The sequence below is a fragment of the Ectopseudomonas composti genome, assembly GCF_900115475.1.
Lineage (GTDB): Bacteria > Pseudomonadota > Gammaproteobacteria > Pseudomonadales > Pseudomonadaceae > Aquipseudomonas > Aquipseudomonas composti.
The window spans coordinates 194,009-220,097 of record NZ_FOWP01000001.1 but is presented as its reverse complement, the minus strand read 5'-3'; the positions used below and the strand labels follow the sequence as shown (position 1 = coordinate 220,097).

The following is a 26,089-nucleotide window of genomic DNA, read 5'->3' as shown; positions in this document are numbered from 1 at the left end:
TGCGCCGTGCGCACCGAATTTATCGAGGAGTGCACCATGCCCATCTACGAATACGACTGCCCGAGCTGTGGCGATTTCACCGTGCTGCGGCCGATGGCTGAGCGTGACGCCGCTTGCGCCTGCCCATACTGCGACTCGACGAGCGAGCGGGTGATCCTCAGTGCTCCGGGCTTGGCTAGCATGGCCGGCAGCCAGCGCCGCGCTCATGAAACCAACGAACGCAGCGCCCACGCGCCGCAAAGCCTCGAAGCGTACAAGGCCAACCGCAAGCACCCGGCCGGCTGCAGTTGCTGCGGCCCGAGCAAACCGGTCGAGCGCACCAAGGCCAACCCCCACGGCCTCAAGGCCAGCCCATCGGCCAGGCCGTGGATGATCAGTCACTGAGGCTGTTTATTGGGTCCCCGCCTGCGCGGGGATGACGTGGGTTTTCACCGTCATTCCCGCGTAGGCGGGAATCCAGTTCGCAGAACGTTCCTGTAGGAGAGGCTGGGCGGCATTGCGTTTCAGCCGCGATAACCGTCGACACAGAGAGAGTTTCGCGGCTGAAGCCGCTCCTACAAACAAGCAGTCAACCGGAGGTTTTCCATGCGTCACGGCGATATTTCCAGCAGCCCTGATACCGTCGGCGTCGCCGTCGTCAATTACAAGATGCCGCGCCTGCACACCAAGGCCGAGGTGCTCGACAACGCGCGCCAGATCGCCGAGATGATCAAGGGCATGAAGCTCGGCCTGCCCGGCATGGATCTGGTGGTATTCCCCGAGTACAGCACCATGGGCATCATGTACGACAAGGACGAGATGATGGCCACCGCCGCGACCATCCCCGGCGAAGAGACGGCGATATTCTCCGCCGCCTGCCGCGAGGCCAGGACCTGGGGCATCTTCTCGCTCACCGGCGAACGCCATGAAGAGCACCCGCACAAGGCACCGTACAACACGCTCATCCTGATCAACGATCAGGGCGAGATCGTCCAGCGCTACCGCAAGTGCATTCCCTGGTGCCCCATCGAGGGCTGGTATCCGGGCGACCGCACCTACGTCTCCGAAGGCCCCAAGGGCATGAAGATCAGCCTGATCATCTGCGACGACGGCAACTACCCGGAAATCTGGCGCGACTGCGCGATGAAGGGCGCTGAGCTGATCGTGCGTTGCCAGGGCTACATGTACCCGGCCAAGGAGCAGCAGGTGCTGATGGCCAAGACCATGGCCTGGGCCAACAACTGCTACGTGGCGGTAGCCAACGCCACCGGCTTCGACGGCGTGTACAGCTACTTCGGCCACTCCGCATTGATCGGCTTCGATGGCCGCACTCTCGGGGAATGCGGCGAGGAAGAAATGGGCATCCAGTACGCCCAGTTGTCGGTGTCGCAGATCCGTGATGCGCGCGCCAACGACCAGTCGCAAAACCACCTGTTCAAGCTACTCCATCGTGGCTACACCGGCGTCTACAACTCCGGTGATGGCGACAAGGGTGTGGCTGATTGTCCGTTCGAGTTCTATCGCACCTGGGTGCTGGATGCGCAGAAGGCCCAGGAGGACGTGGAGAAACTCACTCGCTCGACCATCGGTGTGGCTGACTGTCCGGTGGGTGAGCTGCCACATCCGGGCAAGGAACGCACGGCCGGATGAATGCTGTGGGAGGGGCAGCGCCCTTGTAGGAGCGGCTTTAGCCGCGAGCTTTTCCAACACCCGAGGCGGTCTATGCCTTTCGCCAACGACCTGATCGACAGCAACCGCGAGCGCCTGGAGCAGCAGGGCGTCACTCGGCTGCAATCACGCTTCCTCTTCGAGCCCGTTACCGTGATGGCCTTGCTGCGTTCGCGTATCGTCGGCCAGGACGCGGTGCTGGCGCAGGTCGAGTCCATGCTCAAGGTGGTCAAGGCCGATATCGGCGAGCGCGAGCGGCCACTGGCGGTCAACCTGTTCATGGGGCCGACCGGTGTCGGCAAGACCGAGATCGTGCGTCTGCTGGCGCAGGCCATTCATGGCCGTGCCGATGCCCTGTGCCGCATCGATATGCACACCCTGGCCCAGGAGCACTACGCTGCGGCGTTGACCGGTGCGCCGCCTGGTTACGTTGGCAGCAAGGAAGGCACCACGCTATTCGATGCCGAAGCCATCGCTGGCAGTTTCGGCAGGCCCGGCATCGTGCTGTTCGACGAGCTGGAGAAGGCCAGCCCGGAAGTGCTGCGCAGCCTGCTCGGCATTCTCGAGCATGGCCGCCTGACGTTGACTGCCGGCAGCCGTACCCTGGATTTCCGCAACAGCCTGATCTTCATGACCAGCAACGTCGGCGCGCAGCAGGCGCAGCGCTACCGCGAGCGTTTCACGCGCGGTTGGCGGCGTTGGCTGGGGCTGGCACCGAAAGGCGAGGGTGCATTGCTGGAGCAGGTGCTGCACGAGCGCTTCGAGCCGGAATGGCTCAATCGCCTCGACCGCATTCTGGTGTTCGAGCGGGTCGACGAGCAGTGGTTGGATGCCTTGCTGAATATCGAACTGGACAAGCTCAACCAGCGCCTGGGCCGTCAGGGCCGCTCACTACAGGTGGAGCAGAGCGCCCGCGCCTGGCTGTGTCGTGAGCATGACGGGCGTTTCGGCGCTCGTGCGCTGGCGCGTCGCATCCGTACCGAGCTGGAGCCGGCAATTGCTGAACGGCTGTTGGCGCAACCGGATCTGCTCCGCTTGTCCTGCACAGCTAAAGATGGCCACCTGTTGATCAGTTAGCAGCCGGTTTTTCTACACTCTGTAGAGCGTTGGGTGGCGACATGTCCAGCATATGGCTTTGCAAGTGCAGCCTTACTCGCAGAATCGCTGAACTCTATCCCTCACTTCGCATCCACAGATCACGGCCCCGATCTCCGGGGGCAGCGTTTCGGGGAGCGAGCAATGACTGACAACAACAAGGCGCAGCTCCTGCGCATCACGCTTACGGTCTGGGTGGCTATCGTTCTGGGCGCGCTGCTGGCGCTCGGTGGCGCTTATCTGCTGTGGCTGGGCGGTTCCTGGTACTACCTGCTGGCCGGCCTCGGCCTGCTGTCGGTGGGCGTGCTGATTCATCGCCGTCAGCGCGCGGCGCTGTGGCTGTATGCCCTGGTGTTGCTGGCGAGCCTGGCCTGGACAGTTTTCGAGGTGCGCTTCGACTGGTGGCAGATGGCGCCGCGCATCGACCTGTGGTGCGTGCTCGGCCTGTGGCTACTGCTGCCCTGGATCAACCGGCATATCGCGCCTGGGCAACCCTGGCGTGACGGTGCCAGCGTGATGCTGGGTATCGGCCTGCTGCTGGGAGCGGGCATGGCGGGCTATTCGTTGACGCAGGACTATCATCGCTTGCCCGGCCGCTTCGACGAGCCGCGCATGGCCGCTGCCGGTGTGGCGACAGCCAGTCGTTCGGCCAGCGAATGGACTGCCTACGGCGGCTCGTCGCGTGGCGAGCGCTATGCCAGTGCCGAGCAGATCACCACGGCCAACGTCGGGCGGCTGAAGAAGGCCTGGGAGTTCCACACGGGGGATCTGCCCGGTGAGGGCGACCCCGGCGAGATTACCAATCAGGTGACGCCGCTCAAGGTCGGTGGCAACCTGTTCATCTGCACGCCGCACAGCATCGCCATCGCGGTGGATGCCGACACCGGCGAGGAGCGCTGGCGCTTCGACCCAGCGATCAACCGTCAGGCCGAGTATTACCAGCACATGACCTGCCGTGGTCTGGCTTACCACGATGCGACAGCCTATCGCGGCCCACTGATTGCCGCCCGAGATGGCGCGGCGCCGGAGCCTTCACCAGCGGCAACGGCGCGCTGCACCCAGCGACTGTTCCTGCCTACCAACGATGCCACGCTGTACGCGCTCGATGTGCATGACGGCAAGCCGTGCGAGGACTTTGGCGAGGCCGGCATGGTCGACCTCAAGGTGGGCCTGGGCGATGACGCGCTGGGCATTTACCTGCCCACCTCGCCGCCGGTGGTCACCGAGAAACTGGTGATAGTCGGTGGTTCGGTGACCGACAACGGCTCGGTGGATTCGCCGGGTGGGGTGATCCGTGCCTACGACGTACGCACCGGCGCGCTGGTGTGGAACTTCGATCCTGGCCGTCCCGATGCCACCGAGCCGCTGCCGGCCGGTGAGACCTACGTGCGCAGCACGCCAAATTCCTGGACCATCGCCACGGCGGACGAGGCACTGGGCCTGGTGTACATCCCCATGGGCAACCAGACGCCAGATCAGTGGGGTGTGCAACGCAGCGCCGAGGCCGAACGTTTCACCGCGGCGCTGGTGGCGTTGGACCTGGAAACCGGCAAGGTGCGTTGGGAATTCCGCACCGTGCATCATGACCTCTGGGATCGTGACCTGCCGTCTCAGCCCACGCTGATAGATATCGACGGCGCTGATGGGCCTGTGCCGGCGATCATCCAGCCGACCAAGCGCGGCGATCTCTACGTGCTTGACCGGCGCAGCGGCGAACCCATCGTGCCGGTCAGCGAGCATCCGGTGCCGCAGGGTACGGTGGAGGGCGACTTCACCGCGCCGACCCAGCCGGCATCAAAACTCAGCTATGCCCCTGACGAGCCGCTGCGCGAACGCGACATGTGGGGCGGTACGCCCTTCGATCAGTTGATCTGCCGCATCCAGTTCCATCGCCTGCGGTACGAGGGCGACTTCACTCCGCCATCGGAGCAGGGATCGTTGATCTACCCGGGCAACGTCGGCGTGTTCAACTGGCCATCGGTGGCGGTCGACCCGCAGCGGCAGATTCTCTTCGGCGCGCCTAATTACCTGGCGTTCGTGTCACGGCTGGTCAAGCGTGAGGAGGCGCAGGATGTTCGTTATGGCGGTGGCGAAACCGGTCTGCAACCCAATCGTGGCGCGCCTTACATGGTCAGCCTGAAGCCGTTTCTTTCGGTCCTCGGCCTGCCTTGCCAGGCGCCGCCATGGGGCACTGTCACGGCGGTGGACCTGCGCAGCATGGACAAGGTCTGGCAGCGCAAGAATGGCACCAGCCGCGACAGTGCCCCGCTGGGCATTCCCCTGACCGTCGGCGTACCGAACCTCGGCGGCCCGTTGGTCACTGCCGGTGGTCTGGGCTTTCTCAGCGGCACGCTGGACTACTACCTGCGCGCCTACGACATGCGCACCGGCGAGGAGTTGTGGAAGGACAGGCTGCCGGCCGGCGGCCAGGCCACGCCTATCAGCTACGTGTCGGAGAAGACCGGCAAGCAATATGTGGTGGTAATGGCCGGCGGGCACGGCTCGTTCGGTACGCGCCTGGGCGACTCGCTGGTGGCCTGGACGCTGGAGGAGGAGGATGAGTAGATAGCACAAGGCCCGCAGAGCGGGCCTTGTTCGATGGATCAGTGATGCTCGCGCGTCGCGCGGAATTTCACGTCTGGCCAACGCTCTTCCATCAGACTCAGGTTGACGCGGGTCGGGGCCAGGTAGGTGAGATGACCGCCGCCATCAACGGCGAGGTTTTCAAAGGCCTTGTCCTTGAATTCCTTGAGCTTCTTCTCGTCGTTGCACTCGATCCAGCGCGCCGACCAGACGTTGATCGCCTCGTAGGCACACTCGACCTTGTATTCCTCTTTCAGGCGGCTGGCGACCACGTCGAACTGCAGCACACCGACCGCGCCGAGCACGATGTCGTTGTTGCGCTCGGGGAAGAACACCTGGGTGGCGCCTTCCTCGGCCAGCTCCTGCAGGCCCTGGCGCAGTTGCTTGGATTTCAGCGGATCTTTCAGGCGCACGCGGCGGAACAGTTCCGGGGCGAAGTGCGGGATGCCGGTGAAACCCAGGTTTTCGCCTTCGGTGAAGGTGTCGCCGATCTGGATGGTGCCGTGGTTGTGCAGGCCAATGATGTCGCCGGCATAGGCTTCTTCCAGGTGCTCACGCTCGCTGGAGAAGAAGGTCAGGGCGTCGCCGACGCGCACGTCCTTGCCCAGGCGCGCGTGGCGCATCTTCATGCCCTGGGTGTACTTGCCCGAGCAGATGCGCATGAAGGCGATGCGGTCGCGGTGCTTCGGGTCCATGTTCGCCTGGATCTTGAACACGAAGCCGGAGAACTTCTCCTCGGTCGGCTCCACGGTGCGCTCGTTGGCTACGCGTGGCAGTGGGCGCGGCGCCCAATCGACCACGGCGTCGAGCACATGGTCGACGCCGAAATTGCCCAATGCGGTGCCGAAGAATACCGGGGTCATCGTGCCTTTGAGGAAGGCTTCGGGTTCGAACTCATGGCAGGCGCCCTGCACCAGTTCCAGCTCTTCGACGAAGCGCTCGTACATGTCGCCGAGGTGGTTACGAGCTTCGTCGGAATCCAGCTTCTCGATGATCTTGACTGCGGTGCGTTCGTGGCCGTGACCCGGGGTGTAGACGATGATGTAGTCGCCAGTCAGGTGGTAGACGCCCTTGAAATCCTTGTAGCAGCCGATCGGCCAGGTGATCGGCGCGGCCTTGATATTGAGCACCGCCTCGATTTCGTCGAGCAGCTCGATGGGGTCGCGGATGTCGCGGTCGAGCTTGTTGATGAAACTGACGATGGGCGTATCACGCAGGCGGCAGACGTCCATCAGGGCGATGGTGCGTGGCTCGACGCCCTTACCGCCGTCGAGCACCATCAGCGCACTGTCCACCGCGGTCAGGGTGCGGTAGGTGTCTTCGGAGAAGTCTTCGTGGCCGGGGGTGTCGAGCAGGTTGATCATGTGCTCGCGGTAGGGGAACTGCATCACCGAGGTGGTGATGGAGATGCCGCGCTGCTTCTCCATTTCCATCCAGTCGGAGGTGGCGTGACGGTCAGATTTACGCGACTTCACGGTGCCGGCCACTTCGATGGCTTTGCCCATCAGCAGCAGCTTTTCGGTGATGGTGGTCTTACCGGCGTCCGGGTGGGAAATGATGGCGAAAGTACGGCGCTTGGCGACTTCGGCGGCCTGGGTGGTCATGAATATGTGCCTGGATGGAATCGTTGAGGGTGCCTTGGCACCCGTAAAACGCGGGATTATACCGATAACTGTGCGCTCTGGCGGAGAGCGGCCATCGGTTTTCAGGTGGGCCGGTAGGTGATGCTGACGGGCCGTGCAGTAGATGCGTAAATATCGCGTAAATGAATGGTTATGAAAATTATTCCCATATAGAGTAGCCGCCCGTCGCAGTGGGTCAGGGTAAGGGTGGCTCCGTCGTGTTCAAGAAAATCATCTTCCAGCTGCACTGGTTCTTCGGCATCAGCGCCGGGCTGGTGTTGGCCATCATGGGTATCACCGGCGCGCTCTATAGCTTCGAGGGCGAGATAACCCGGGCGCTGAATGCCGAGCGCTGGCAGATTCAGCCCAGTGCGCAGGGGCACCTGACACCGGGCGAGATGGCCTCGCGGATCGAGGCGGCCACCGCTGATCACGTCACCGGGCTGTGGGTTGATGGTCGCCATGACGGGCCTGGCACTGCTTTTCTTATGCCACCGCCGGGCGAGCGCCGCGGGCCGCGCATCCCTTTCGACCCCTACACCGGGGAGGTGCTGGCCGAGCCCATTGGTCAGGATTTCTTCCACCTGATGCTGATGCTGCACCGCTTTCTATCGATGGGCGAAGTAGGCAAGCAGATCACCGCTGCGAGTACCGTGGCGCTGCTGTTCTTCTGCTTCTCCGGCCTGTATCTACGGTGGCCGCGCAAGGCCCTAAACTGGCGTATCTGGCTGACCCTGGACTGGAAGAAGAAGGGCCGCAGCTTCAATTGGGACCTGCATGCTGTCGCTGGCACTTGGGCGCTGTTGTTCTACCTCTGTGCCGGTTTAACGGGGCTGTATTGGTCTTATGACTGGTACCGCGAGGGGCTGACACGCATGCTCTCTGATACTCCCCCCGAGCAGCGCGGTGAGCGTGGCCGTGGCGGACGTCAGGTGCCCCGCGGTCCTGCGCCGGAAGTTGACTACGACGCTGTATGGCAGAGCATCCAGCAGACTGCGGGCTCCGGGCTGGTTGCCTGGAACCTGCGCCTGCCGCCGGTGGCGGGGCAGCCGGCGACGGTCTTCTATGTACTCGATGGCGCTGAGCATGTGCGCGCCTTGAACCAGTTCCAGATCGATCCGAAAAGTGGCGAAGTCAGCCGCCATGAACGCTACGCTGAGAAGAGCTTCAAGGCGCAGCTGCTGGCCAGCATTTATGCGCTGCACGTCGGCGAGTATTTCGGCATGCCGGGGCGCATCCTGATGATGTTGGCCACCGGCGCCATGCCGTTGTTCTTCGTTACCGGCTTGCTGCTGTACCTGGATCGCCGGCGCAAGAAGCGCGCGGCGCTGGCGGCACGCGGCACGCTGAAGGGCAACGAGTCGGGCGAGGGCTGGCTGGTCGGTTTCGCCAGCCAGAGCGGCTTTGCCGAGCAACTGGCCTGGCAGAGCGCCGGGCAGTTGCAGGCTGCCGGTATCCCAGTGCGGGTCGAGCCACTCTCGCGCCTCGACGCCGACAGCCTGAGTCAGGCGCAAAAAGCGCTGTTCGTGGTCAGCACCTTTGGTGATGGTGAGGCGCCGGATGCCGCGCAGGGCTTCGAGCGCAAGGTGCTTGGCGGCTCGGCCCCGCTGGGCCAGCTCAGTTACGCCGTGCTGGCACTGGGGGACCGGCAGTATGAGCACTTCTGCGGCTTCGCCCGGCGCATTAACGATTGGCTGGGGTTGCAAGGGGCGCATCGGCTGTTCGACAGTGTTGAGGTCGACGGCGCCGACCAGGCTGCGCTGCAGCGCTGGCAGCAGCAACTGAGCGAGCTGACCGGTGCCGCGCCGGTGCGTTTCGAACAGGCGCCGTGGCAGAACTGGACGCTGGCCGAGCGCCGGCTGCTCAACCCAGGCAGCCAGGGCGCACCGGTGTTTTTCATCGGCCTGACGCCACCGGCACAAAGCACCTGGCAAGCCGGCGACATCCTGGAGATTCGCCCGTGTCACGCATCTGCACGTGTGCAGACCTGGCTGCAGCATTCCGGGTTCGCCGGTAGCGAAACGGTGACGTTGGATGGCCAGTCGCTCAACCTCGGCGAGGCACTGGCCGAGCGGCAATTGCCGGACAGTTTCGCTCACCTGGTCGGGCTGCACGCCCAGGCGCTGGTCGATGCTCTGGCGCCGCTGGGCTCGCGTGAATACTCCATCGCCTCGGTGGCGGCCGACGGCGTGCTGCAGTTGATCGTGCGTCAGGCGGTGCAGGCCGATGGCTGCCTAGGCCTGGGTTCCGGCTGGCTAACCGAGCACCTGCCCGAGGGCGGCCAGTTGCTGGCGCGGGTACGGCGCAACAGCGGCTTCCACCTGCCGGACGATGACCGCCCGCTGATCCTGATTGGCAACGGCACCGGTCTGGCCGGGCTGCGCTCGCTGTTGCGGGCACGCGCGCTGGCGGGGCAGGGGCGCAACTGGCTGCTGTTCGGCGAGCGCAACCGCGCACAGGATTTCTTCTGTGGCGAGGAGTTGGAGGCGGCGCTGAGCAGGGGCGAGCTGCAGCACCTGGATCTGGCCTTCTCCCGCGATCAGGCCGAGAAACGCTACGTGCAGGACCTATTGCGCGAGCAGAGCGAGCGTCTGCAGGCCTGGCTGGCCGAAGGGGCTGCCATTTATGTGTGCGGCAGCCTGCAAGGCATGGCCGGCGGCGTCGATGCGGTGCTGCGTGAACTGCTTGGCGACGAGGCGGTGCAGGCGCTGGTCGAGGACGGTCGCTACCGCCGCGACGTGTACTGAATAGCAGGGGCGTTATCGGCGCTGCAATGGGCCTGAAACACTGCTGCGCCAAACTGGCTGAAAGCCCCGCCTGTTCAGCATTTCAGGACGTTTTGTGTGATATCTGGAACGACATGAAATTAGGCAGAATTTCCGGTTGATCTGAGGGGCGCATGGTCTTAAAGTCCGCGCCCGAACGTCCATGCTGGAAACGATCCATCCGGCTCAAGTACTGACGACGAGAGGTTGCCGGCCGGCTTATGGTCGGTACCGGTGATGCTCGGCGACATGCCTTGGGAAGTAGGCGAACCAAAGTGGGGAAACTGTCAGACGTTCAGGCCAGCGCATGGCGCGGCCAGCCCCGACACGTAGCGGAACCTGTAAGCGGTTCTGCTGCCCGAATCAATGTGTTCCCGGTTTTGCCATTGGAGTCCCCAGCATGTCGATCAAGGTCGAAGACTACTACGCACCCGCCACTTTCCAGCGCATGAAGGCGTTCGCCGATCAGCACGAAACCCCGTTCGTGGTGATCGACCGGCAAATCATCGCCGACGCCTACGATCAACTGGGCAACTGCTTCCCGTTCGCCAAGATCTACTACGCGGTCAAGGCCAACCCGGCCACCGAGATCATCGAACTGCTGCGTGATAAAGGCTCGAGCTTCGATATCGCCTCGATCTACGAGCTGGACAAGGTGATGGCCACCGGCGTTGGCCCGGAGCGCATCAGCTACGGCAACACCATCAAGAAATCCCGCGATATCCGTTACTTCTTCGACAAGGGTGTGCGCCTGTTCGCCACCGACTCCGAAGCCGACCTGCGCAACATCGCCAAGGCCGCGCCGGGTTCGAAGATCTACGTGCGTATCCTCACCGAAGGTTCCACCAGTGCCGACTGGCCGCTGAGCCGCAAGTTCGGCTGCCAGCCGGACATGGCCCTGGATCTGCTGATTCTGGCCAAGCAGTTGGGTCTGGTGCCTTATGGCATTTCCTTCCATGTCGGCTCGCAGCAGCGCGACATCGACGTCTGGGACGCCGCCATCGCCAAGGTCAAGGTGATCTTCGAGCGTCTGAAAGAAGAAGATGGCATCACCCTGCAGATGATCAACATGGGTGGCGGCTTCCCGGCCAACTACATCCAGCGCACCAATGATCTGGAAACCTACGCCGAGGAAATCACCCGCTTCCTCAAGGAAGACTTCGGTGACGAGCTGCCGGAAATCATCCTCGAGCCGGGTCGCTCGCTGATCGCCAACGCCGGCGTGCTGGTTTCGGAAGTGGTGCTGGTGGCGCGCAAGTCGCGTACCGCCGTCGAGCGTTGGGTGTATGCCGATGTGGGCAAATTCAGCGGCCTGATCGAAACCATGGACGAAGCCATCAAGTTCCCGATCTGGACCGAGAAGAAGGGCGAGATGGAAGAGGTGGTGATCGCCGGCCCGACCTGCGACAGCGCCGACATCATGTACGAGAACTACAAGTACGGCCTGCCGCTGAACCTGGCCAGCGGTGACCGCCTGTACTGGCTGTCCACCGGGGCCTATACCACCAGCTACAGCGCCGTGGAATTCAATGGCTTCCCGCCGTTGAAGTCTTACTACCTGTAAGCAGGGTCGTAGCCGACTGTTCGTCGGGCGCGCCTGAACGATCAACGCCGCTATCCCAGGTGCGCATGGCGCACCTTGCGGATTTGAAGTGACCCGGCAGAAAGAAAAAGCCGCCAGCCCTTACAGGGTGGCGGCTTTTGCGTATCTGCGCGGGATCAGAACTCGATTACCGCCGACAGCCACAGGCGACGACCTTCTTCCATCACACCAGTGGTGGACTGGGTGCTCTGGATATAGTCCGTACCGTAAGCCGTACCGTTGGCTGCACCACTGTTGGCGTAGGTGGTGTAGGCCTTGCCTTTGACGAAGTCTTTGTCGAGCAAGTTGTAGATTGCTGCATTGAGCGTCACGTTTTCCGAGGCTTTGAACGAGCCGCCCAGGTGGAACAGGGTGTAGGCCTTGGTGTTCTTGCCGAGGGTGTCGTAGATCGACTGATTGGTGGAGTAGCTGCCATTGGTGTTGGCCAGGTTCTCGTACTTCGAGGTAAAGCGAGCACGCTCGCCACGGTATTCGCTCTTCAGCCAAAGATTGAAACGATCAGTGGTCTGCCAGGCAAGCTTGGCATTGGCCAGGTGCTCCGGCGTATTGGTCAGCGGTTCACCCTTGTTGTCGCCGCTCTTCTGCTCGCTGTCGGTGTAGGTGTAGTTGGCACTCAGCGTCCAGGCTGGTGCGAAGTTCCAGCTGGCAGCCAGTTCCAGGCCCTGAGTGACCGCCTCGTCGATGTTGATCTGCTGGGCACAGGTGCCACCGTTGTTGCCGGCGCACAGCGGGTTGGAAACCGGGTCACCAGTCGCAATCTTGTCCTTGAATTTGTTGTGGAACAGCGTGGCGTTGGCGTTGAAGCCTTCCAGGCTATCGAAGTAGACACCGAACTCCGTGCTGGTGGTGGTCTCTGGTTCAAGGTCCGGGTTACCGATGGTGATGATGGTGCCCTGTCCGGTGACGCCGTTGATGCCACTATGTAGATCATTCAGATCCGGAGTCTTGTACCCGCGGCTGATACCGCCTTTGAGGGTCCAGTTGTCGGTTGTATTCCAGACCAGGTAGGCACGTGGACTGATGTGGCCGCCGAACGCCTCATGGTCGTCATAGCGTGTGCCCAGCGTTAGAGCCAAATCGTCACGCAGACGCCATTCATCCTCGGCAAACAGTGCCCAGGTTTTTTGCTCGAAATCGTCCAGAGCGATGCCGTCTGTCATTTCGGCTTTCCACCACTGGCCGCCGAGCGTGGCGATGTGTGATTCGCCTATTGGTGCTACGAGTTTGGTATCGAAAACCAAGTTGGTCGTTTCCAGATCTCGGTCGTCGCCGATGAGTGTGCCTGGGATGCCGGAGCTGTTGCCGATAACGTTGCCGGGAATGGTGCGACCGATGGTTTCGGTACGGTTGTGCATCAAGCTGGAGTCCAGAGTGCCGAAGCCCAGGCGTGCGGTGTGGGTCAGGGCGATCTGCTCGCGCTCGAAGCGTAGCTCGTCGACATAACCGTTGGCGGTGGTGGCGTTGGCTGTGCAGTCGCGGTTCAAGCCATCGAGGCTGCCGAGTTGGCACTCGTCGTTGTTGTACTTCTGGCGGTTGCGCTCAATGTCCAGAGCGAAGTCGTGGTTCTCGTGCGGTGTGAGAGTCAGACGTGCCCCGAGATTGTTGGTACCGCCATCGACTGGAGATGGGCCGCGTTTACTGACTTCTACACCATCCCCATAGCTCAGCTCGGACTCTTCGCGATTGAACAGGCTGCCCCGTATTTGCAGGCCGAGCAGGTCATCGATCAGCGGACCGCTGGCATACACACTGGTGCTACGGGTATCGCCGAAATCGCGATTCTCCTGATAGGTGTAATCCTGAGTCAAAGAGCCTGCCCACTCTTTGCCAACTTTGCGGGTGATGATATTGATCACACCGCCCATGGCATCCGAACCATACAGAGTCGACATCGGGCCACGGATCACTTCGATACGCTCGATGGCGGACATCGGCGGCATGAAGCTGGTGGACGTTTCGTTGAAACCATTGGGGGTGACGTTACCGGCTGCGTTCTGACGGCGGCCATCGATCAGGATCAGGGTGTACTGGCTGGGCATGCCACGAATGCTGATGTTCAGGCCACCGGTCTTGCCGGTGCCCTGGCCAATGTCGATACCTTCCACATCACCCAGAGCCTGCGCCAGGTTGTTGTAGCGCTTCTGCTGCAGTTCTTCGCGGCTGATCACGCTGATGCTGGCGGGGGCTTCGGTGATCTTCTGTTCGAAGCCGGAGGCGCTGACGACCACGTCGCCCAGGGCAATGGGCTCGTTGGCCTGGGCGCCGAAGCTGGCGGCCAAAGCAATGGCGCTGGCCAAGGCGGTACGGGAATTAAGGGCGGACATCGATCTACTCCTGGCGGTAAGAGGGTGCAGTCGTAACGGTTGCAGACGGCCGGGATGATAGTGATTTGCATATAAGGTTCAATTGCAGATGATGCTGGAGTCCATGTCTCCGGGCTGGAGAGGCCGTGGCGACTGGGCTGCAAGCAGGTGTAAATTTTGTAAATACGATTAATTCTCGAGTGCTGGGAGGGCTTTACGCCGGCTTTCCAGGCGCTCTAAGCTGCCAGCATGAACCGTATTCTTCTCAACTGCGACATGGGCGAGGGCTTCGGCGCCTGGCGCATGGGCGACGATGAACTGGCCATGCCGCTGATCGACCAGGCCAATCTGGCGTGTGGCTTCCATGCGGGTGATCCGCTGATCATGGCGCGTTGTGTCGAGCTGGCCGTGGCGCACGGCGTGAGTATTGGCGCGCATCCGTCCTATCCGGATCTGCAAGGCTTTGGTCGGCGTCATCTGCAATGCTCGCCGGAGGAGGTCCGCGCACTGGTGCTTTATCAGGTGGGAGCACTGGATGCCTTCTGCCGAGCGGCTGGTTGCCAGCTGGCCTACGTCAAACCGCATGGCGCGCTGTACAACGACCTGGTGCGTGACGATGCGCTACTGATGGCGGTGCTGGATGCCTGTGCCAGCTACCGCAAGGGCCTGCCGCTGATGGTGCTGGCGCTGGCTGACAATGACCGGGAGCTGCATCTGGCTGACGAGGCCGATGTGCCGCTGATGTTCGAGGCCTTCGCCGACCGTGCCTATCTGTCCGATGGGCAACTGGCGCCGCGCCGGCTCAGCGCTGCGGTGCACCAGGACCCCGAGCGTATCCTTGCTCAGGCGCTGGCCATCGCCAGCGGCGAGCCGTTTGCCGATATCGATGGCAAGCCGCTGCGGCTGCGGGCCGACAGCTTGTGCGTGCATGGCGATAATTCCGAGTCGCTGGCGGTGCTGCGCCGCTTGCGCGCGCGGCTGGATGCGCTCTGAGGGATCAGTCGGGCTGCCAGTCCAGGGTCAGTTCTTCCTGCCAGGCAAAGCGCTCGAAGTGACTGCCGACAACGCCCTCCAGACGTTGCAGGTCCTCGCTGCTGGCGCTTTCAACCTGCAGGCGCAAGCCCAGGTTTTCTGCTTTCAAGGTCGCCAGACCTGCGCCAAACTCGATGCGACCCTGCTGCTCGTCGAAGCTGACTGGAATCTTGTGTGCGAAGTGTTTGCACAGGCGGCTGATGTAGCGCGCCGGGGTGTCGGTTGCGACGAAGGCGCTGCTGCTGAATGGGCTCATGAAAAGTCCTCTGAGTGATTAGCGTTCGGAGTGACCGCTTGAGCGGCCGCGACGTTCAGTACGCCAAGGTGAAACGCTGGCGGATATGCTGCGGCCGCTCGGTTTCATCGATCAGCGCCACGGCGAGGTCGGCGACCGAAATGCTGCCCGGCTTATCGCCATTCATCAGCAGCTCGTCGTGGCCCAGACGGAACTTGCCTGTGCGTGGGCCCGGAACGAGCAGGGCGGCTGGCGAGAGAAAGGTCCACTCCAGCTGTGCTTCCTCGTGCAGCATATTCAGCGCCTGGCGTGCGCCCTCGGCACCTTCCTTGTACTCGCCCGGAAAGTCCGGGGTGTCGATCAATTGCACGCCAGGGGCGACATAAAGGCTGCCGGCACCGCCGACAACCAGCAGGCGTTTGATGCCAGCCTGCTTGCTCGCCGCGATGATCGAGCGGCTGCCGGCGATGAACTGTTCACGAATCTCTGCCACGCCCCAGCCCGGGTTGAAGGCGCTGATCACCGCGTCATGTCCACGCAACTGCGCGGCCAGCGCTGTGCTGTCGTGAACGTCCGCCTCAATGGCGTTCAGCTGCGGATGCGCGCTCAGCTTTTGCGGGTGGCGTACCAATGCGGTGACCTGATGGCCGCGGTTCAATGCTTCTTGCAGCAGCGGTGCGCCCACATAACCAGTGGCGCCGATCAGAGCGATCTTCATGAAGTAATCCTTGGTAGGTGATGGTTGATACATGATCACCGCTGGATAAAGTCTGGAAAAAGTGGCCTGATATACTTGGATAATTAAGAAGGGCTTCATAATGGAGCAACTCAAGCGCATGGCGTTGTTCGCTACCGTGGTGCAGAAGGGCTCGATGGTGGCAGCTGCCGAAGTCATGGGCATGACGGCTTCGGCGGTCAGTCAGCAGATGCGCCGACTGGAGGAGGCCACTGGCGTCACGCTGCTGCACCGCACCACACGCAAACTGACCCTGACCGAGGCCGGCGCGCAGTTCTATGAAAGCTGCCGGCAGATAGTCGAACTGGCAGAGCGAGCCGAGCAGCGCCTGGCCGAGCAGCGTGATGCGCCGGTGGGCGAGTTGCGTGTCGCCGCCCCGGTCGGGTTTTCCGGGCCGTTGCTGAGCGAAGCGCTGGCGCCGTTGCTCAGTGCCCATCCGGGGTTGAGCCTGAGCCTGTTCTTTCACGATGAGCAGATCGACCTGATCGAATCACGTATCGATCTGGCCATCCGTGTCGGCCGCCAGGAGGACTCCAGCCTGGTAGCACGCTATGTGACCAACTGGCGCATGATCCTGTGCGCTGCTCCGGCCTACCTGGCCCGTGCAGGTTTGCCAATCGAGCCGTCGCAATTGCTCAAGCTCGACTGGATCGGCCTGCATCTGGAACGTAGCCAGCACCTGACCTTGCATGGCCCCGGTGGAGTGCAGCAGCGCTTGCGGCTGGAGATGCGCATCAGCTGCAACAACATCCTGGCCGCGCGCCAGTTCACCCTGTCGGGTATGGGTGTGTCGTTGCAGCCTGAGCCGGAAATCCGTGAACTGCTGGCTCGCGGCGAGCTGTTGCCGCTGCTACCGGATTGGCAACTCGAGCCCATCGGCCTGCATATCGTCACCCCTCGGCGCGACGCTCAGCCGGCCAAAGTACGCTACGCCATCGAGGCGCTCAGGCGTCATCTGGTCAGTGCCTGAACAGAGGGAGTCGGCATCTGCCCCGCGCTGTGAGAGGATGGCCTCTGAAAGTCCGCCTCTGGCCAAAAAGGACCCGTGATCCACACCGATGAAGACGCCCAAACGTATTGAACCCCTGGTCGAAGACGGCCTGGTGGACGAGGTGCTGCGACCGCTCATGAGCGGCAAGGAAGCAGCGGTTTATGTGGTGCGCTGCGGCGACGAGCTGCGTTGCGCCAAGGTTTACAAGGAAGCCAACAAACGTAGCTTTCGCCAGGCTTCCGAGTATCAGGAAGGCCGCAAGGTGCGTGGCAGCCGTCAGGCGCGGGCCATGGCCAAGGGCAGCAAATATGGTCGCAAGGAGCAGGAAAGCGCATGGCAGAACGCCGAAGTCGCCGCGTTGTTCCGTTTGGCCAATGCCGGCGTGAGGGTGCCCAAGCCCTACGACTTTCTCGACGGCGTACTGCTGATGGAGCTGGTGGGCGACGGCGAGGGCGACGTGGCACCACGGCTCAATGACGTCGACCTGCACCCGGATGACGCGCGTGAATTCCACGCCTTCATGATCCAGGAAATCGTCAAGATGCTCTGCGCCGGCCTGGTGCACGGCGACTTGTCGGAATTCAACGTGCTGCTCGGCCCCGAAGGCCCGGTGATCATCGACTTGCCACAAGCCGTGGACGCCGCCGCCAACAACCACGCCTTCAGCATGCTCGAGCGCGATGTGCGCAACATGGCCGAGTACTTTGGCCAGTTCGCTCCCGAGCTCAGGTACACCAAGTACGCCAAGGAAATGTGGGCGCTCTACGAGGCCGGCAAACTGCTGCCCGATACGCAGCTGACCGGCGAATTCGCCGAGCCCGAGGACGCCGCCGACATCGACGCGGTAATGCGCGAGATCAAGGCTGCCCTGGCCGAGGAAGCGAAGAAGCAGGCCCTGCTCAACGCCGAAGACGAACCCAAGGACGCCGAACCGATCCCGCCTTGGATGCGCTGAGACGGCTTCACTGCGTAGGGTGCGCCGCGCGCACCTGCTTTGTGGGCCTGCTTACATCCTGTAGTGACGCTCGCATGCCCCCGGATTGCACTGGGTCTCCATGCGCGCAGAGCCGTAGCCCGGATGAAATCCGGGGCGTTTTCGCAGCCTCCCCCGGATTGCATCCAGGCTACACGGTACCTCCGTGCGCACAGATGGATGCGCCACAGCCCACGCCCTGCTCGATGCCTTTGAGGATCGGACAGTCCGGCCGGTTGTCACCCTGGCAACTGGTCGCCAGCTCCACCAGCGTGTCGCGCAGCGCACTCATTTCGGCAATCTTGCGCTCCAACTCGGCGATATGCTCCTCGGCCAGCGCCTTCACATCGGCACTGGCGCGCTGCTTGTCCTGCCACAGCGCAAGCAGCTTGCCGACTTCCTCCAGTGAAAACCCCAGATCCCGCGCCCGCTTGATAAAGGCCAGGCGGTGCAGGTCGCTTGCGTTGTATTGCCGATAGCCACTCTCCGTGCGTCCGGCATGGGGCAGCAGGTCGATGGACTCGTAGTAGCGAATCATCTTGGCGCTGAGGCCGGTGTTTTTGGCGGCTTGGCCGATGTTCATGGATACAGCCTTCTCGTAGGCAGGAACTCCGCGTGACTATGCCAGAGGGTTGAACCCGAAATGAATCTTGAGTTGGCCGATGGCCATGCTGATCCAGAATACCGTCAGGCTGATGCAGGTGAAGTACAACCATATCGACAGGGGCAGGCTGACCCTGGGTTTATTCAAGCCCAGGGTGTAGAGAAAGCTGTAGCGGTGCATCCGGCAGAAGCGGTCGAAGGGGCTGACGGACTCCTGCCTGAAATCAGGAAGCCTGGAAAAGTATGGGTCGAGCCGACTTATCCCATGGAAGCAGAGGTAGATGCCGTTGAAGCCGCCGGTTACGAAAAGCAGCACCCAGACGAGGACCAATAAGATTTGCAGGTGCGATGCGTCACTCATGCCGGGATACGCCTAGGCAAAGGGGCCGACCAGTAAATACCTGCCGAGCGCCGCCAAGCCTAATGTGATCCAAATGATCGAGAGGCTGAAGAACGAGAAGTACAGCCAGAGCGATAGACCCGCGCCTACAGCGGGGCGGCGTATGCCCAGCGAGTAGAGAAAACTGTACTTGTGCAATCTATAGAAACCATCGAACGGGCTCCGTGATTCCCAGCTTGGATCAGGCTTGCGGGAGAAGTACCTATCCAGCCTGCGAATTCCGAAGAAGGCAGCATAGATATGATTGATGGTGCCGGTCACCAGTATGAGCAATAGGGTGTTCGCCAGAGCGGCCTTTATCGATAGTGTGGCATCCATTACCGGCTCGATTCATCTTCCGCTGTGCCTGCCTGTTGGGCCAACTTAGCCTCTCGCTCAGCAATGGCACGCTCCAGTTCCGGGGAGCGCTTGGCCCATTGTTCGGGGGGCAGGGGTTTTGACCATTCGACGATGGCGGGATCGGTCAGGTCGGGTGGAGGCGCCAGTTTGAGGTTCTGGAGTTTCTCGGCGAAGTAGGTGCCAAGGAATATCACGAAGAACAGACCATGCAGAACGTCCTTGATATCACCCTTGCGCAGGCTGGTCACGATGGAGCCTATCTGGGTTTCCTCGTATGGCCGCTTGCCCAGGCGTGTATCGGGTACGGCCTCTGGGCCGATCTCCATATAGCTGCGCATGCATTCCCATAGGCACATGGCCGTGGTACCGCCACCACAACTGAAGCCCAGGGAGAAATGCCTGTCCGCCTCCCTGGCGTTCGGATCAGGGTTGGTGAAACCGACCACCAGCATGCCCTGGGTGGTCTTTCCATGCTGGCCAACCGAGGAGACGGCAGTGGAGGCGGCGGTCACTTGCTCCCAGGGCACGATCCAGTAGCCGCCATCCTTCTGCGGCACGCAGACCTCGCGGCGCTGGCGGTTGAAACGTACAGGGAGAGGGACTGACTGGGTCAGGCCATAGAGTACGATCAAGGTTGGAATGCCAACAATGATCGCCCCACCTACCAACAGGAAATTTGAAAACTCGGGCAAGCTATTCCGTGTGGAATAAATCAATAGCAAACAAAGCATCAGGCATGGCCATAGCACCATGACCGCAGAGCCTATGCTGTAGTCACCAATATCGAGAAATACCTCGTTCTTGCGCCAGATGGTATTGAGCACATCCTTGGGCGGCTGGCCGGTGGGGATATGCGGTGGGGCCAGGTAGTCGTCGCGGGAGAAGAGGCCGTTGCGGCGGTTGCCGGCTGCGGGTTGGCTCATGCGGAGTCCTTGGGTTGCAGGTATTCGGTGCCGTCCAGGCGGTGGGGCGTGACGCGATCCAGCTCCGGGGTCGGGTCGTCGGCGCGTAACTCGATCACCTCGCCGTCGGTCAGCAGCCCGCTGGGGCCAAGGGTGTAGGCGAGCCCACGTGGGCCGCCGATCACGTTCTCCAGGCCGGCCAGCAAGGCGACCGGGCTGTGATAGCGCAGGCGCAACGAGGCGCGGGTCAGCGGGCGGGCAAAGGAACCGCTCAGGCGCAGGCCCTGACCTTCCCCCGCCGGTATCCAGGTGCAGCGGCTGTCGCCGAGCCAGGTGGCGCCCAGGTCGGTTGGCGTACCCCGGGTACCTTCGCCGAATATCCTGACGCTGGCCGGGGTCGGGTTGCCGCTCAGGGCCAGCTCCAGTTGCACGCTGTCGGGATCGGCTCCCGGCAGGTCGACGGTCAGGGCAGCGATGCCGTCCTGGGTAACGGTATCGCCCAGTGTACCGGCGATCCGCACGCTCTCAGTCCGCAGGCCCAGCCGCGGTTTATACAGCAGGGCGAGCAACTGTTCGAATTCGGCTACCTGCTGTTCCGCAGCCAGGCTTTCACGCTTGTAGGCGCGGCCACGCGACCAGCAGCAGCCGGCCAGGTAGTTCTGCAAGGGGGTGGACTGACGCGACCAGGCATAGAGGTAGAGCCCGCCCAGCCCCAGTAACAGCAGGTTGAGCGGCCCCATGCCCAGCCGGAAACGGCGAATGGCGGTAGGGGTATCGATCCTGTTGGCCAGGCGCATTCCAGTTAGACCAAGCCCTAATAGAGTTTGTGCTCCATAGACTGCTACCTGCCCGGTCACGGCCAAGCGACGGATATCTAGCCAGGGGTCAACCCGGCTCTGGGTGTTTTCGATTTGTTTTTGAAGGGATATGAGTTCTGCTCCTGCCGCACCGAATGAGAGAAGTCCAACAATCCCCCCAAACAAAGTCAGCGTCGGAGCAATTGTTGCGTTCCGCCCAATCTCCTCAATACCCTTCCCAATAATCATCCAATTCTGCACTACTGCAGTCAGGGCAGCGGCGGCGAACAGGGTGGCGGACAGGTGTTCGGCACGACGCTGGGCACCTTCCCCTTCGAGCAAGTCGGCCTGGCTGGCATAGTTGCTGGCGTTCAGGGCGTTTAGCAGCAGCGCGGCCAGCGGCAGTAGTCCGCCGCTGTTCTGTACCGCCGGGGATTGCAGCACGCCGGCGGCGTTGCCACTACGGATGGCTTGCGCGGTGTTGCGTGTCCACTGCTGCAGGGCGTCGGCCTTTTCGCCCAGCAGGCGCCAGACTTCCACGCCGTTCTCCAGGCCGCGTACCAGGCGCGAGTCCTGGCCGAAGCGCGCCACCAGCAGCAGGCCCATCCACTGGCTGGCGAGGCCGGCCTGGGTTTTGCCGGCGAGCAGCGCCGCACCCAGGCGCGAGATGGCGCCAGCCCAGTAGCCCTCGACATCGTCGGCGAGCCGCTCCAGGGCACGCAGGGCTGCCTCGTCCAGGGTCTTGCCCAGTGCCGCTCGGGTATCGGCTAGGTTGTCGAGGCTGAGCGCGGCGGCCAGTTCGTTCAGGCGGTTGGAGCTGTTGACCGCTGCCTCCAGCGACGGACTCCAGGCATGGAAGACCAGGCGCAGGCTGCCGGGGTCGTCGGAGCGCACATAGTCGGCGAACTGGTCGGCGCCCTGCTGGCGGCTGCATTGGGCGCTGAGGCAGGCGTCGGCCAACTCGTCGAGCCAGCGCTGGTGCGCGGGATCGTCGTAGTCGACGAACCAGGTGCCCGAGGCATGGCGGGGTAGGAACCGGTCTCGGTCGGCATAGAGCGCCTGATGGCGTTGTTCCACCTGGCGATAGTGTGCCGGAGCCTCCTGGTCGAGCCAAGCGTCCATACGCTCCAGGTCGATATGCTCGGCGACCTGCGCATTGGCGCGGCCACCGGCCAGGTTGGCGACCTTTTCCTTGCGGTATTCGCGCACGACGTACTCAACTTCTCCATGCAACTCAATTGGTATGAAGCCGCGCACCGGCGCCGTGGTGGCGGCTACTTCGGCATGTACCCTGGCCAGTTCAGCATCGGCTTGGGTATGGCTGTAGCGGCGGCCGCGTTCCTGGTTGATGCGGCTTTCTTCCTTGAACAGTTCGTCCAGCCGACGCTGGCTGGCCAGAATGGTTTCGCCTTGATCAGGGGTGAGCTGGATATCACGGTCGCGGTAGCGGTAGTTGAGCAGGTTGGCCACTTCACCGCCGTCCTCGCGGATCAGGCTGCGGATGAAGCCGCCTACACTCTGGCGTAGGTTGTTGTCGGCTATCCAGTTCTCATGGCCAGCCTCCAGCCGCTCTTGCTCATGGTTGAGGTCGCGCAGCACGCCCAGGTCATCATCGAGGGCGACGAATACTGCATGTAGCTCGGCGCCCTCTCTGCGGGCACGGTTGAGCCAGGCGTCGGTGGCGGGTATATCCCAGGCGACCGCACTCCATTCTCCCGGCCCGTGCTGCGCCGCTTCGGGGTGGCGTGCTGAGGCCCGCTCGCGCTCGGCCAGCCAGATCCGGGCATTCACATAGGTCTGCACGTTCTCGGAGCTGGGGTTCTCCATCATCCGTTGGCCGAGGGCGTCCACACCTTCTCGGTGGGCTGCACCGTTGCGCGTATGGTCGTGGGCTAGGGCTTTTTCGCGCACTTCGGGCAACAGTTCCGCCAGCACCTGGTCGGCGTTGTCGAAGGGAGGGCAGTGGGTCGCCTTCAGGCTGTGGGCCACTTGCGTTAGGGCGATGTGGCGCATGCGTGCGCGGCGCTCGCCGGGTACATCCGTCAGTCGTTTGCGGGCCTCGGCGGGCAGGGGGATTTCGCTGTAAAGCAGCCAGGCATCGTATTGTTTGTTCAGGGCAATACCGGCTGCCTGGCCCTGCATGGGCTGGGAGTCTTCGTCGTCCAGGGCTTGTTCCGTCAGCAGACCGTCGGCCGCCACGGCGTAGCGACGTAGGGGACCTTCGTGGTGCCAGAGGTAAAGGTAGCCTGTGCGCAGGCGGCGCAGCGCCATCGGGTGGCTCTGCGGCGTGGTGTCGGGCTGGAGACAGGTATGTTCCGCCGGCTGTTCGGCGAGGGCATAGCGGGTCGGGACGATGAAAACCTCTGCCTGCCTGGCTGGGCAGGCGCCTACCGAGCAGTTCAGGTCTTCAGCGGGGAAATTCTGCTGAGCGGCGTTGTTGGCCGCTGCCAGGTTGAGTGCCTGGTTCTGATTCGAGGTGGTCATGCGGTGACTTCCTTGTCGGTCAGCAGTTGCCGTTGCAGTTCGAGGGCCAGGCGTTCCAAGCGCTGCTCGGGGCGCAACTGTGGTGTATCGAGTATCTGGCGATAGGGTTGATGCGCTGGTGCCTGCGGAAACTCCGTTCCCAGCACGGCACGCAGATTTGCCCATTGCACAACTTGGTCGGCAGCGCTGTAGCCATGGGCATTGGCACTTTGTCGACAGCTCACCGCCCAAGCCTGACGCGCGGCAACATTCTTGCCAGCCAGGCAGTCGGGGAAGTAGTGATCGATATGAACTAGCACCTGCTCGTCGAAGGTTTCCAGTTGAGCGCGGTTGAGGCGCTCGACCTGTTCGTCGCTAAGGTGCAGCCAGGGTGTATCGTCATAGCGGGCAGCAGGGGACGCCGCCTGGCGCTGAAGCTCGATCGGCTCGTTCTCTCCGCCACGAGTCGCGATACGCGCGCGCTTGACTGGCCCCATCAGATAGTTGCGTTCTTCGTCTGGCAACTCGGCCAGCCAGTGCCGCATGACCCTGGGGTCGTAGTAGCGCAGTAGCACTGTCATACCTTGTACGTTGGCGTGCACCAGGCTGCGTAGATGTTCAGTCAGGTCTTGCTCACTGGCATCGGTTTCCAGCCACACGCCGGCTGTTGCCTGCCAATGCTCGGCGAAATGCTCCTCCAGCCTGTTTGCGCAGGAGAGCTGAACCAGTACCGGGCCGATATCGGCCAGATCTTGGTAGAGAGTACCCTGGTAGAGTCGGTGAAGATGCGGCGCATCGTCCAGTTGGTAGAGCTGAGCCAGTAGGTTGTCGATCTGAGCACCGTCGAGCAGCAGGTACTGGCGTGGTTGTTCGCTCATCGCTTCTGCTCCATGAGCTGGCAAATGGCGCAGAATGGTTGAGCCTGACTGGCAGCGCGTTGCAATGCCTGCTTTTGTGCCTGAATCAATAGATTGCCGGCCTTATCGGCATCTGCCGGCAACACCTGTCCAGGCAGTATCGGTTTGGCGCCTGCTCCTGCACCCGATCCACCCCCTGAATTCATCTTGATCGTCGCCCCGCTCAGGGTCACGCCGCTCGGGTCAAGCTTGAGGAAGCTACCGCCGCCTGCGGCGGTGAGCTCCATGCCGGCGTCGATCACTACCTTGCTTCCGGCGTTGTAGTGGATTTCGTTGCCGGCTTCGATGAACTGGCCGGTGCCGATCTTGTTGTGCTGGGTGAGGGCGACGGTGAGGTGATCGTTGGCGCGTACTTCCACCTTGCGGTCGAGGTCGGTGGTGCGGTGTTCTTCGGCCTTGAGTTCGGTATGGGTGTTGGCCTCGACCGTGTCGTGGCGCTCGTTGCCGACGCGGATTTTCTGGTCGTGCTCGATGTTCTCGTCCCAGTCGCGCTGGGCGTGGATGTAGATCTGCTCGGCGCCTTTGCGGTCTTCGATGCGGAATTCGTTGTAACCGCCGCCACCGGGGCTGCTCAGGGTCTTGAACAGACTGCGGGTCTTGTTTGCCGGCAGGTCGTAGGGCACGACGTGTTCGGCGTGATAGAGGCAGCCGGTGACCAGAGGCTGGTCGGGGTCGCCTTCGAGGAAGGTGACCAGCACCTCCATGCCGACGCGGGGAATGGTCACGCCGCCATAGGCCTTGCCTGCCCAGTTGGAGGCTACGCGCAGCCAGCAACTGGTGGTGTCGTTGCCCAGGCCTTCGCGATCCCAGTGGAACTGCACTTTCACCCGGCCGTATTGGTCGCAGTGGATTTCCTCGCCGGCCGGGCCCGTGACGACGGCGGTCTGGCTACCGAGTACCTTGGGCTTGGGATGTTCGAACGCGGGGCGGTAGGGGATGTCCCAGGGGGTGGCGCTGAAGCTGTTGCGGTAGCCCTGCTGGAACCCGTCGCCAGGCTTGGTATTGCTGGTCACCGACTCTTCCAGCACCTGTGGCTGCTTGCCTTCGTGGATGACTTCATTGAGTAGCCAGAGGTCGTTCCACTGCTCACGCGGGTGCCCGGCAAGGGCGAGGAAGTGGCCGCAGATCAGGTAGGCGTCGCTCTGGCCTTCGGCCAGTTCGTAGTCGCTGCGCAGACGCTCCAGGCTGCGCTTGGCCAGGTGCTTGCCGCGTGTGCGGTCGGTGAAGCGACCAGGGTAGTCGTAGACCTCCAGTGCCGGGCTGAACTCGCTGCGGTAGTCCGCCTCCATCTGCAGCTTGGGCTGCACGAAGTCATAGTCGCGCCAGGTGGCGTGGGTGCTGCGGGTTTCCAGGCGCACGCCGAAGGCGCGGACCACTTCGTTGTCAGCGGAAAGGCCGCTGTCTTGCTGGTAATTCAGCGGATCGAGCTTGGGGAAGACGCTGGCGTCGTCACCAAACACCAGGCGGTGGCTGTCTTCGCTGTGCTGAAAGTGGACGCTGATGCCTTCTTCCTCGCACAGGCGCTGAATGAAGTGCAGGTCGCTTTCGTCGTACTGCACGCAGTAGTCGCGCTCGGGGTAGATGTAACCGAGCTGGAATTGATAGGCGTCGCTCTGGATACCGTGATCTTCGAGGACCTGGCTGATGATCTGTGGCACCGTCAGGTGCTGGAAAATGCGCTGGTTGTAGCGATGGGCCAGGTAGGCGAGCTGTGGTCGCAGGCTGATGCGGTAGCGCGTCAGGCGCTTGCCGGAGTCGCCTTGCTCGATGGCGTAGACCACACCGTGCACGCCTTTGCCGGAGGGGCCGAAGGCCAGGTAGGCGGTCTGGTTGATCAGAGCATCGAGGTCGAGATCGGCGTTCTGGCTGACCAGTTCGATGTCGAAGCGGTAGGGCTTGTTGAGCGTTTCGCGCCCCTCGAAGCTCAGAACCTGCAGGTCGTTCTCGACCGCAGGAATGGCGAGGGTGATATGCGCCTGGTTGGCATCCAGCATGCCTTGGCCTCCATCCATGAGTTGGGCGAAGCCTGAAGGGTGCCGGACACCAGGCGCAGGTTCAATGATGGCATTCCCATACCATGCGC

At 62.5% G+C, this 26,089-nt stretch carries 20 protein-coding genes; 9 read left to right on the top strand and 11 right to left on the bottom strand.

The window, feature by feature from the left end; all coding sequences use genetic code 11:
* Nucleotides 1–36 precede the first annotated feature (36 nt).
* From BM059_RS01030 to BM059_RS01015, 4 genes are all read left to right on the top strand, one after another.
* On the top strand, nucleotides 37–384 hold the full coding sequence (locus tag BM059_RS01030; RefSeq protein ID WP_074936119.1) for an FmdB family zinc ribbon protein: 348 nt from the start codon (nucleotides 37–39) through the stop codon (nucleotides 382–384).
* A gap of 201 nt (nucleotides 385–585) precedes the next feature.
* Complete coding sequence (locus BM059_RS01025) at nucleotides 586–1,629, top strand: aliphatic amidase (RefSeq protein WP_074936117.1); 1,044 nt, start codon at nucleotides 586–588, stop codon at nucleotides 1,627–1,629.
* A gap of 72 nt (nucleotides 1,630–1,701) precedes the next feature.
* Nucleotides 1,702–2,724 carry an AAA family ATPase gene (locus tag BM059_RS01020; protein WP_074936116.1) on the top strand — a complete coding sequence of 341 codons (1,023 nt, stop codon included), beginning with the start codon at nucleotides 1,702–1,704 and terminating at the stop codon, nucleotides 2,722–2,724.
* A 162-nt stretch (nucleotides 2,725–2,886) separates the two neighbouring features.
* Nucleotides 2,887–5,307 (top strand): membrane-bound PQQ-dependent dehydrogenase, glucose/quinate/shikimate family, encoded by a 2,421-nt coding sequence (locus tag BM059_RS01015; protein ID WP_074936114.1) that lies wholly within the window; start codon nucleotides 2,887–2,889, stop codon nucleotides 5,305–5,307.
* A gap of 38 nt (nucleotides 5,308–5,345) precedes the next feature.
* Here BM059_RS01015 and BM059_RS01010 read toward each other — a convergent pair whose 3' ends face one another.
* Entirely contained in the window at nucleotides 5,346–6,929 is a 1,584-nt protein-coding gene (locus BM059_RS01010) for a peptide chain release factor 3 (protein WP_036999242.1), read from the bottom strand.
* Between the two features lie 236 nt (nucleotides 6,930–7,165).
* On the opposite strand from BM059_RS01010, the gene BM059_RS01005 reads away from it, so the two are divergent.
* Complete coding sequence (locus BM059_RS01005; RefSeq protein WP_074936784.1) at nucleotides 7,166–9,694, top strand: PepSY domain-containing protein; 2,529 nt, start codon at nucleotides 7,166–7,168, stop codon at nucleotides 9,692–9,694.
* A 418-nt stretch (nucleotides 9,695–10,112) separates the two neighbouring features.
* Nucleotides 10,113–11,276, top strand: a complete 1,164-nt coding sequence (locus tag BM059_RS01000; RefSeq protein ID WP_017678861.1) for a type III PLP-dependent enzyme — start codon at nucleotides 10,113–10,115, stop codon at nucleotides 11,274–11,276.
* 155 nt (nucleotides 11,277–11,431) lie between these two features.
* Here the strand turns inward: BM059_RS01000 and BM059_RS00995 are convergent, their stop codons facing one another.
* Entirely contained in the window at nucleotides 11,432–13,639 is a 2,208-nt protein-coding gene (locus BM059_RS00995; protein WP_074936112.1) for a TonB-dependent receptor domain-containing protein, read from the bottom strand.
* Nucleotides 13,640–13,867: 228 nt separating this feature from the next.
* Between BM059_RS00995 and BM059_RS00990 the strand changes: the two genes are divergently transcribed.
* A complete protein-coding gene (locus BM059_RS00990) occupies nucleotides 13,868–14,611 on the top strand; it encodes a 5-oxoprolinase subunit PxpA (RefSeq protein WP_074936111.1) in 744 nt (247 codons plus the stop codon).
* A 4-nt stretch (nucleotides 14,612–14,615) separates the two neighbouring features.
* Here BM059_RS00990 and BM059_RS00985 read toward each other — a convergent pair whose 3' ends face one another.
* Together BM059_RS00985 and BM059_RS00980 are read right to left on the bottom strand one after the other, a co-directional pair.
* Nucleotides 14,616–14,906, bottom strand: coding sequence for a DUF2218 domain-containing protein (locus BM059_RS00985; protein WP_074936109.1), 291 nt, complete (start codon nucleotides 14,904–14,906; stop codon nucleotides 14,616–14,618).
* A 55-nt stretch (nucleotides 14,907–14,961) separates the two neighbouring features.
* Nucleotides 14,962–15,603 carry an NAD(P)-dependent oxidoreductase gene (locus tag BM059_RS00980; protein ID WP_074936108.1) on the bottom strand — a complete coding sequence of 214 codons (642 nt, stop codon included), beginning with the start codon at nucleotides 15,601–15,603 and terminating at the stop codon, nucleotides 14,962–14,964.
* A 100-nt stretch (nucleotides 15,604–15,703) separates the two neighbouring features.
* On the opposite strand from BM059_RS00980, the gene BM059_RS00975 reads away from it, so the two are divergent.
* Both BM059_RS00975 and BM059_RS00970 read left to right on the top strand, forming a co-directional pair.
* Nucleotides 15,704–16,591 carry a LysR family transcriptional regulator gene (locus tag BM059_RS00975; RefSeq protein ID WP_074936107.1) on the top strand — a complete coding sequence of 296 codons (888 nt, stop codon included), beginning with the start codon at nucleotides 15,704–15,706 and terminating at the stop codon, nucleotides 16,589–16,591.
* Nucleotides 16,592–16,679: 88 nt separating this feature from the next.
* A complete protein-coding gene (locus BM059_RS00970; RefSeq protein WP_074857790.1) occupies nucleotides 16,680–17,567 on the top strand; it encodes a PA4780 family RIO1-like protein kinase in 888 nt (295 codons plus the stop codon).
* Nucleotides 17,568–17,736: 169 nt separating this feature from the next.
* Here BM059_RS00970 and cueR read toward each other — a convergent pair whose 3' ends face one another.
* The 7 genes from cueR to BM059_RS00935 are packed head-to-tail and all read right to left on the bottom strand — an operon-like array spanning nucleotide 17,737 to nucleotide 26,000.
* Nucleotides 17,737–18,168, bottom strand: a complete 432-nt coding sequence (gene cueR / locus BM059_RS00965; RefSeq protein WP_074936105.1) for a Cu(I)-responsive transcriptional regulator — start codon at nucleotides 18,166–18,168, stop codon at nucleotides 17,737–17,739.
* Nucleotides 18,169–18,204: 36 nt separating this feature from the next.
* On the bottom strand, nucleotides 18,205–18,549 hold the full coding sequence (locus BM059_RS00960) for a hypothetical protein (protein WP_074936104.1): 345 nt from the start codon (nucleotides 18,547–18,549) through the stop codon (nucleotides 18,205–18,207).
* 12 nt (nucleotides 18,550–18,561) lie between these two features.
* Entirely contained in the window at nucleotides 18,562–18,906 is a 345-nt protein-coding gene (locus tag BM059_RS00955; protein ID WP_074936102.1) for a hypothetical protein, read from the bottom strand.
* Entirely contained in the window at nucleotides 18,906–19,850 is a 945-nt protein-coding gene (locus BM059_RS00950; protein WP_074936100.1) for a DUF6708 domain-containing protein, read from the bottom strand. The genes BM059_RS00955 and BM059_RS00950 overlap by 1 nt, the downstream gene beginning before the upstream one ends.
* The gene (locus BM059_RS25035) at nucleotides 19,847–23,110 is read right to left on the bottom strand and encodes a toxin VasX (protein WP_083413214.1); all 3,264 of its coding nucleotides are present in this window, start codon (nucleotides 23,108–23,110) and stop codon (nucleotides 19,847–19,849) included. The genes BM059_RS00950 and BM059_RS25035 overlap by 4 nt, the downstream gene beginning before the upstream one ends.
* On the bottom strand, nucleotides 23,107–23,967 hold the full coding sequence (locus BM059_RS00940) for a DUF4123 domain-containing protein (protein WP_074936098.1): 861 nt from the start codon (nucleotides 23,965–23,967) through the stop codon (nucleotides 23,107–23,109). The genes BM059_RS25035 and BM059_RS00940 overlap by 4 nt, the downstream gene beginning before the upstream one ends.
* Entirely contained in the window at nucleotides 23,964–26,000 is a 2,037-nt protein-coding gene (locus tag BM059_RS00935) for a type VI secretion system Vgr family protein (RefSeq protein ID WP_074936096.1), read from the bottom strand. Before BM059_RS00935 ends, BM059_RS00940 begins: the two co-directional genes overlap by 4 nt.
* Nucleotides 26,001–26,089: the final 89 nt, after the last annotated feature.

Coding starts and splice junctions, on each gene's coding strand:
- BM059_RS01030 (WP_074936119.1), top strand. CDS start 37: ATGCCCATCTACGAATACGACTGCCCGAGCTGTGGCGATTTCACCGTG.
- BM059_RS01025 (WP_074936117.1), top strand. CDS start 586: ATGCGTCACGGCGATATTTCCAGCAGCCCTGATACCGTCGGCGTCGCC.
- BM059_RS01020 (WP_074936116.1), top strand. CDS start 1,702: ATGCCTTTCGCCAACGACCTGATCGACAGCAACCGCGAGCGCCTGGAG.
- BM059_RS01015 (WP_074936114.1), top strand. CDS start 2,887: ATGACTGACAACAACAAGGCGCAGCTCCTGCGCATCACGCTTACGGTC.
- BM059_RS01010 (WP_036999242.1), bottom strand. CDS start 6,929: ATGACCACCCAGGCCGCCGAAGTCGCCAAGCGCCGTACTTTCGCCATC.
- BM059_RS01000 (WP_017678861.1), top strand. CDS start 10,113: ATGTCGATCAAGGTCGAAGACTACTACGCACCCGCCACTTTCCAGCGC.
- BM059_RS00995 (WP_074936112.1), bottom strand. CDS start 13,639: ATGTCCGCCCTTAATTCCCGTACCGCCTTGGCCAGCGCCATTGCTTTG.
- BM059_RS00990 (WP_074936111.1), top strand. CDS start 13,868: ATGAACCGTATTCTTCTCAACTGCGACATGGGCGAGGGCTTCGGCGCC.
- BM059_RS00985 (WP_074936109.1), bottom strand. CDS start 14,906: ATGAGCCCATTCAGCAGCAGCGCCTTCGTCGCAACCGACACCCCGGCG.
- BM059_RS00980 (WP_074936108.1), bottom strand. CDS start 15,603: ATGAAGATCGCTCTGATCGGCGCCACTGGTTATGTGGGCGCACCGCTG.
- BM059_RS00975 (WP_074936107.1), top strand. CDS start 15,704: ATGGAGCAACTCAAGCGCATGGCGTTGTTCGCTACCGTGGTGCAGAAG.
- BM059_RS00970 (WP_074857790.1), top strand. CDS start 16,680: ATGAAGACGCCCAAACGTATTGAACCCCTGGTCGAAGACGGCCTGGTG.
- cueR (WP_074936105.1), bottom strand. CDS start 18,168: ATGAACATCGGCCAAGCCGCCAAAAACACCGGCCTCAGCGCCAAGATG.
- BM059_RS00960 (WP_074936104.1), bottom strand. CDS start 18,549: ATGAGTGACGCATCGCACCTGCAAATCTTATTGGTCCTCGTCTGGGTG.
- BM059_RS00955 (WP_074936102.1), bottom strand. CDS start 18,906: ATGGATGCCACACTATCGATAAAGGCCGCTCTGGCGAACACCCTATTG.
- BM059_RS00950 (WP_074936100.1), bottom strand. CDS start 19,850: ATGAGCCAACCCGCAGCCGGCAACCGCCGCAACGGCCTCTTCTCCCGC.
- BM059_RS25035 (WP_083413214.1), bottom strand. CDS start 23,110: ATGACCACCTCGAATCAGAACCAGGCACTCAACCTGGCAGCGGCCAAC.
- BM059_RS00940 (WP_074936098.1), bottom strand. CDS start 23,967: ATGAGCGAACAACCACGCCAGTACCTGCTGCTCGACGGTGCTCAGATC.
- BM059_RS00935 (WP_074936096.1), bottom strand. CDS start 26,000: ATGCTGGATGCCAACCAGGCGCATATCACCCTCGCCATTCCTGCGGTC.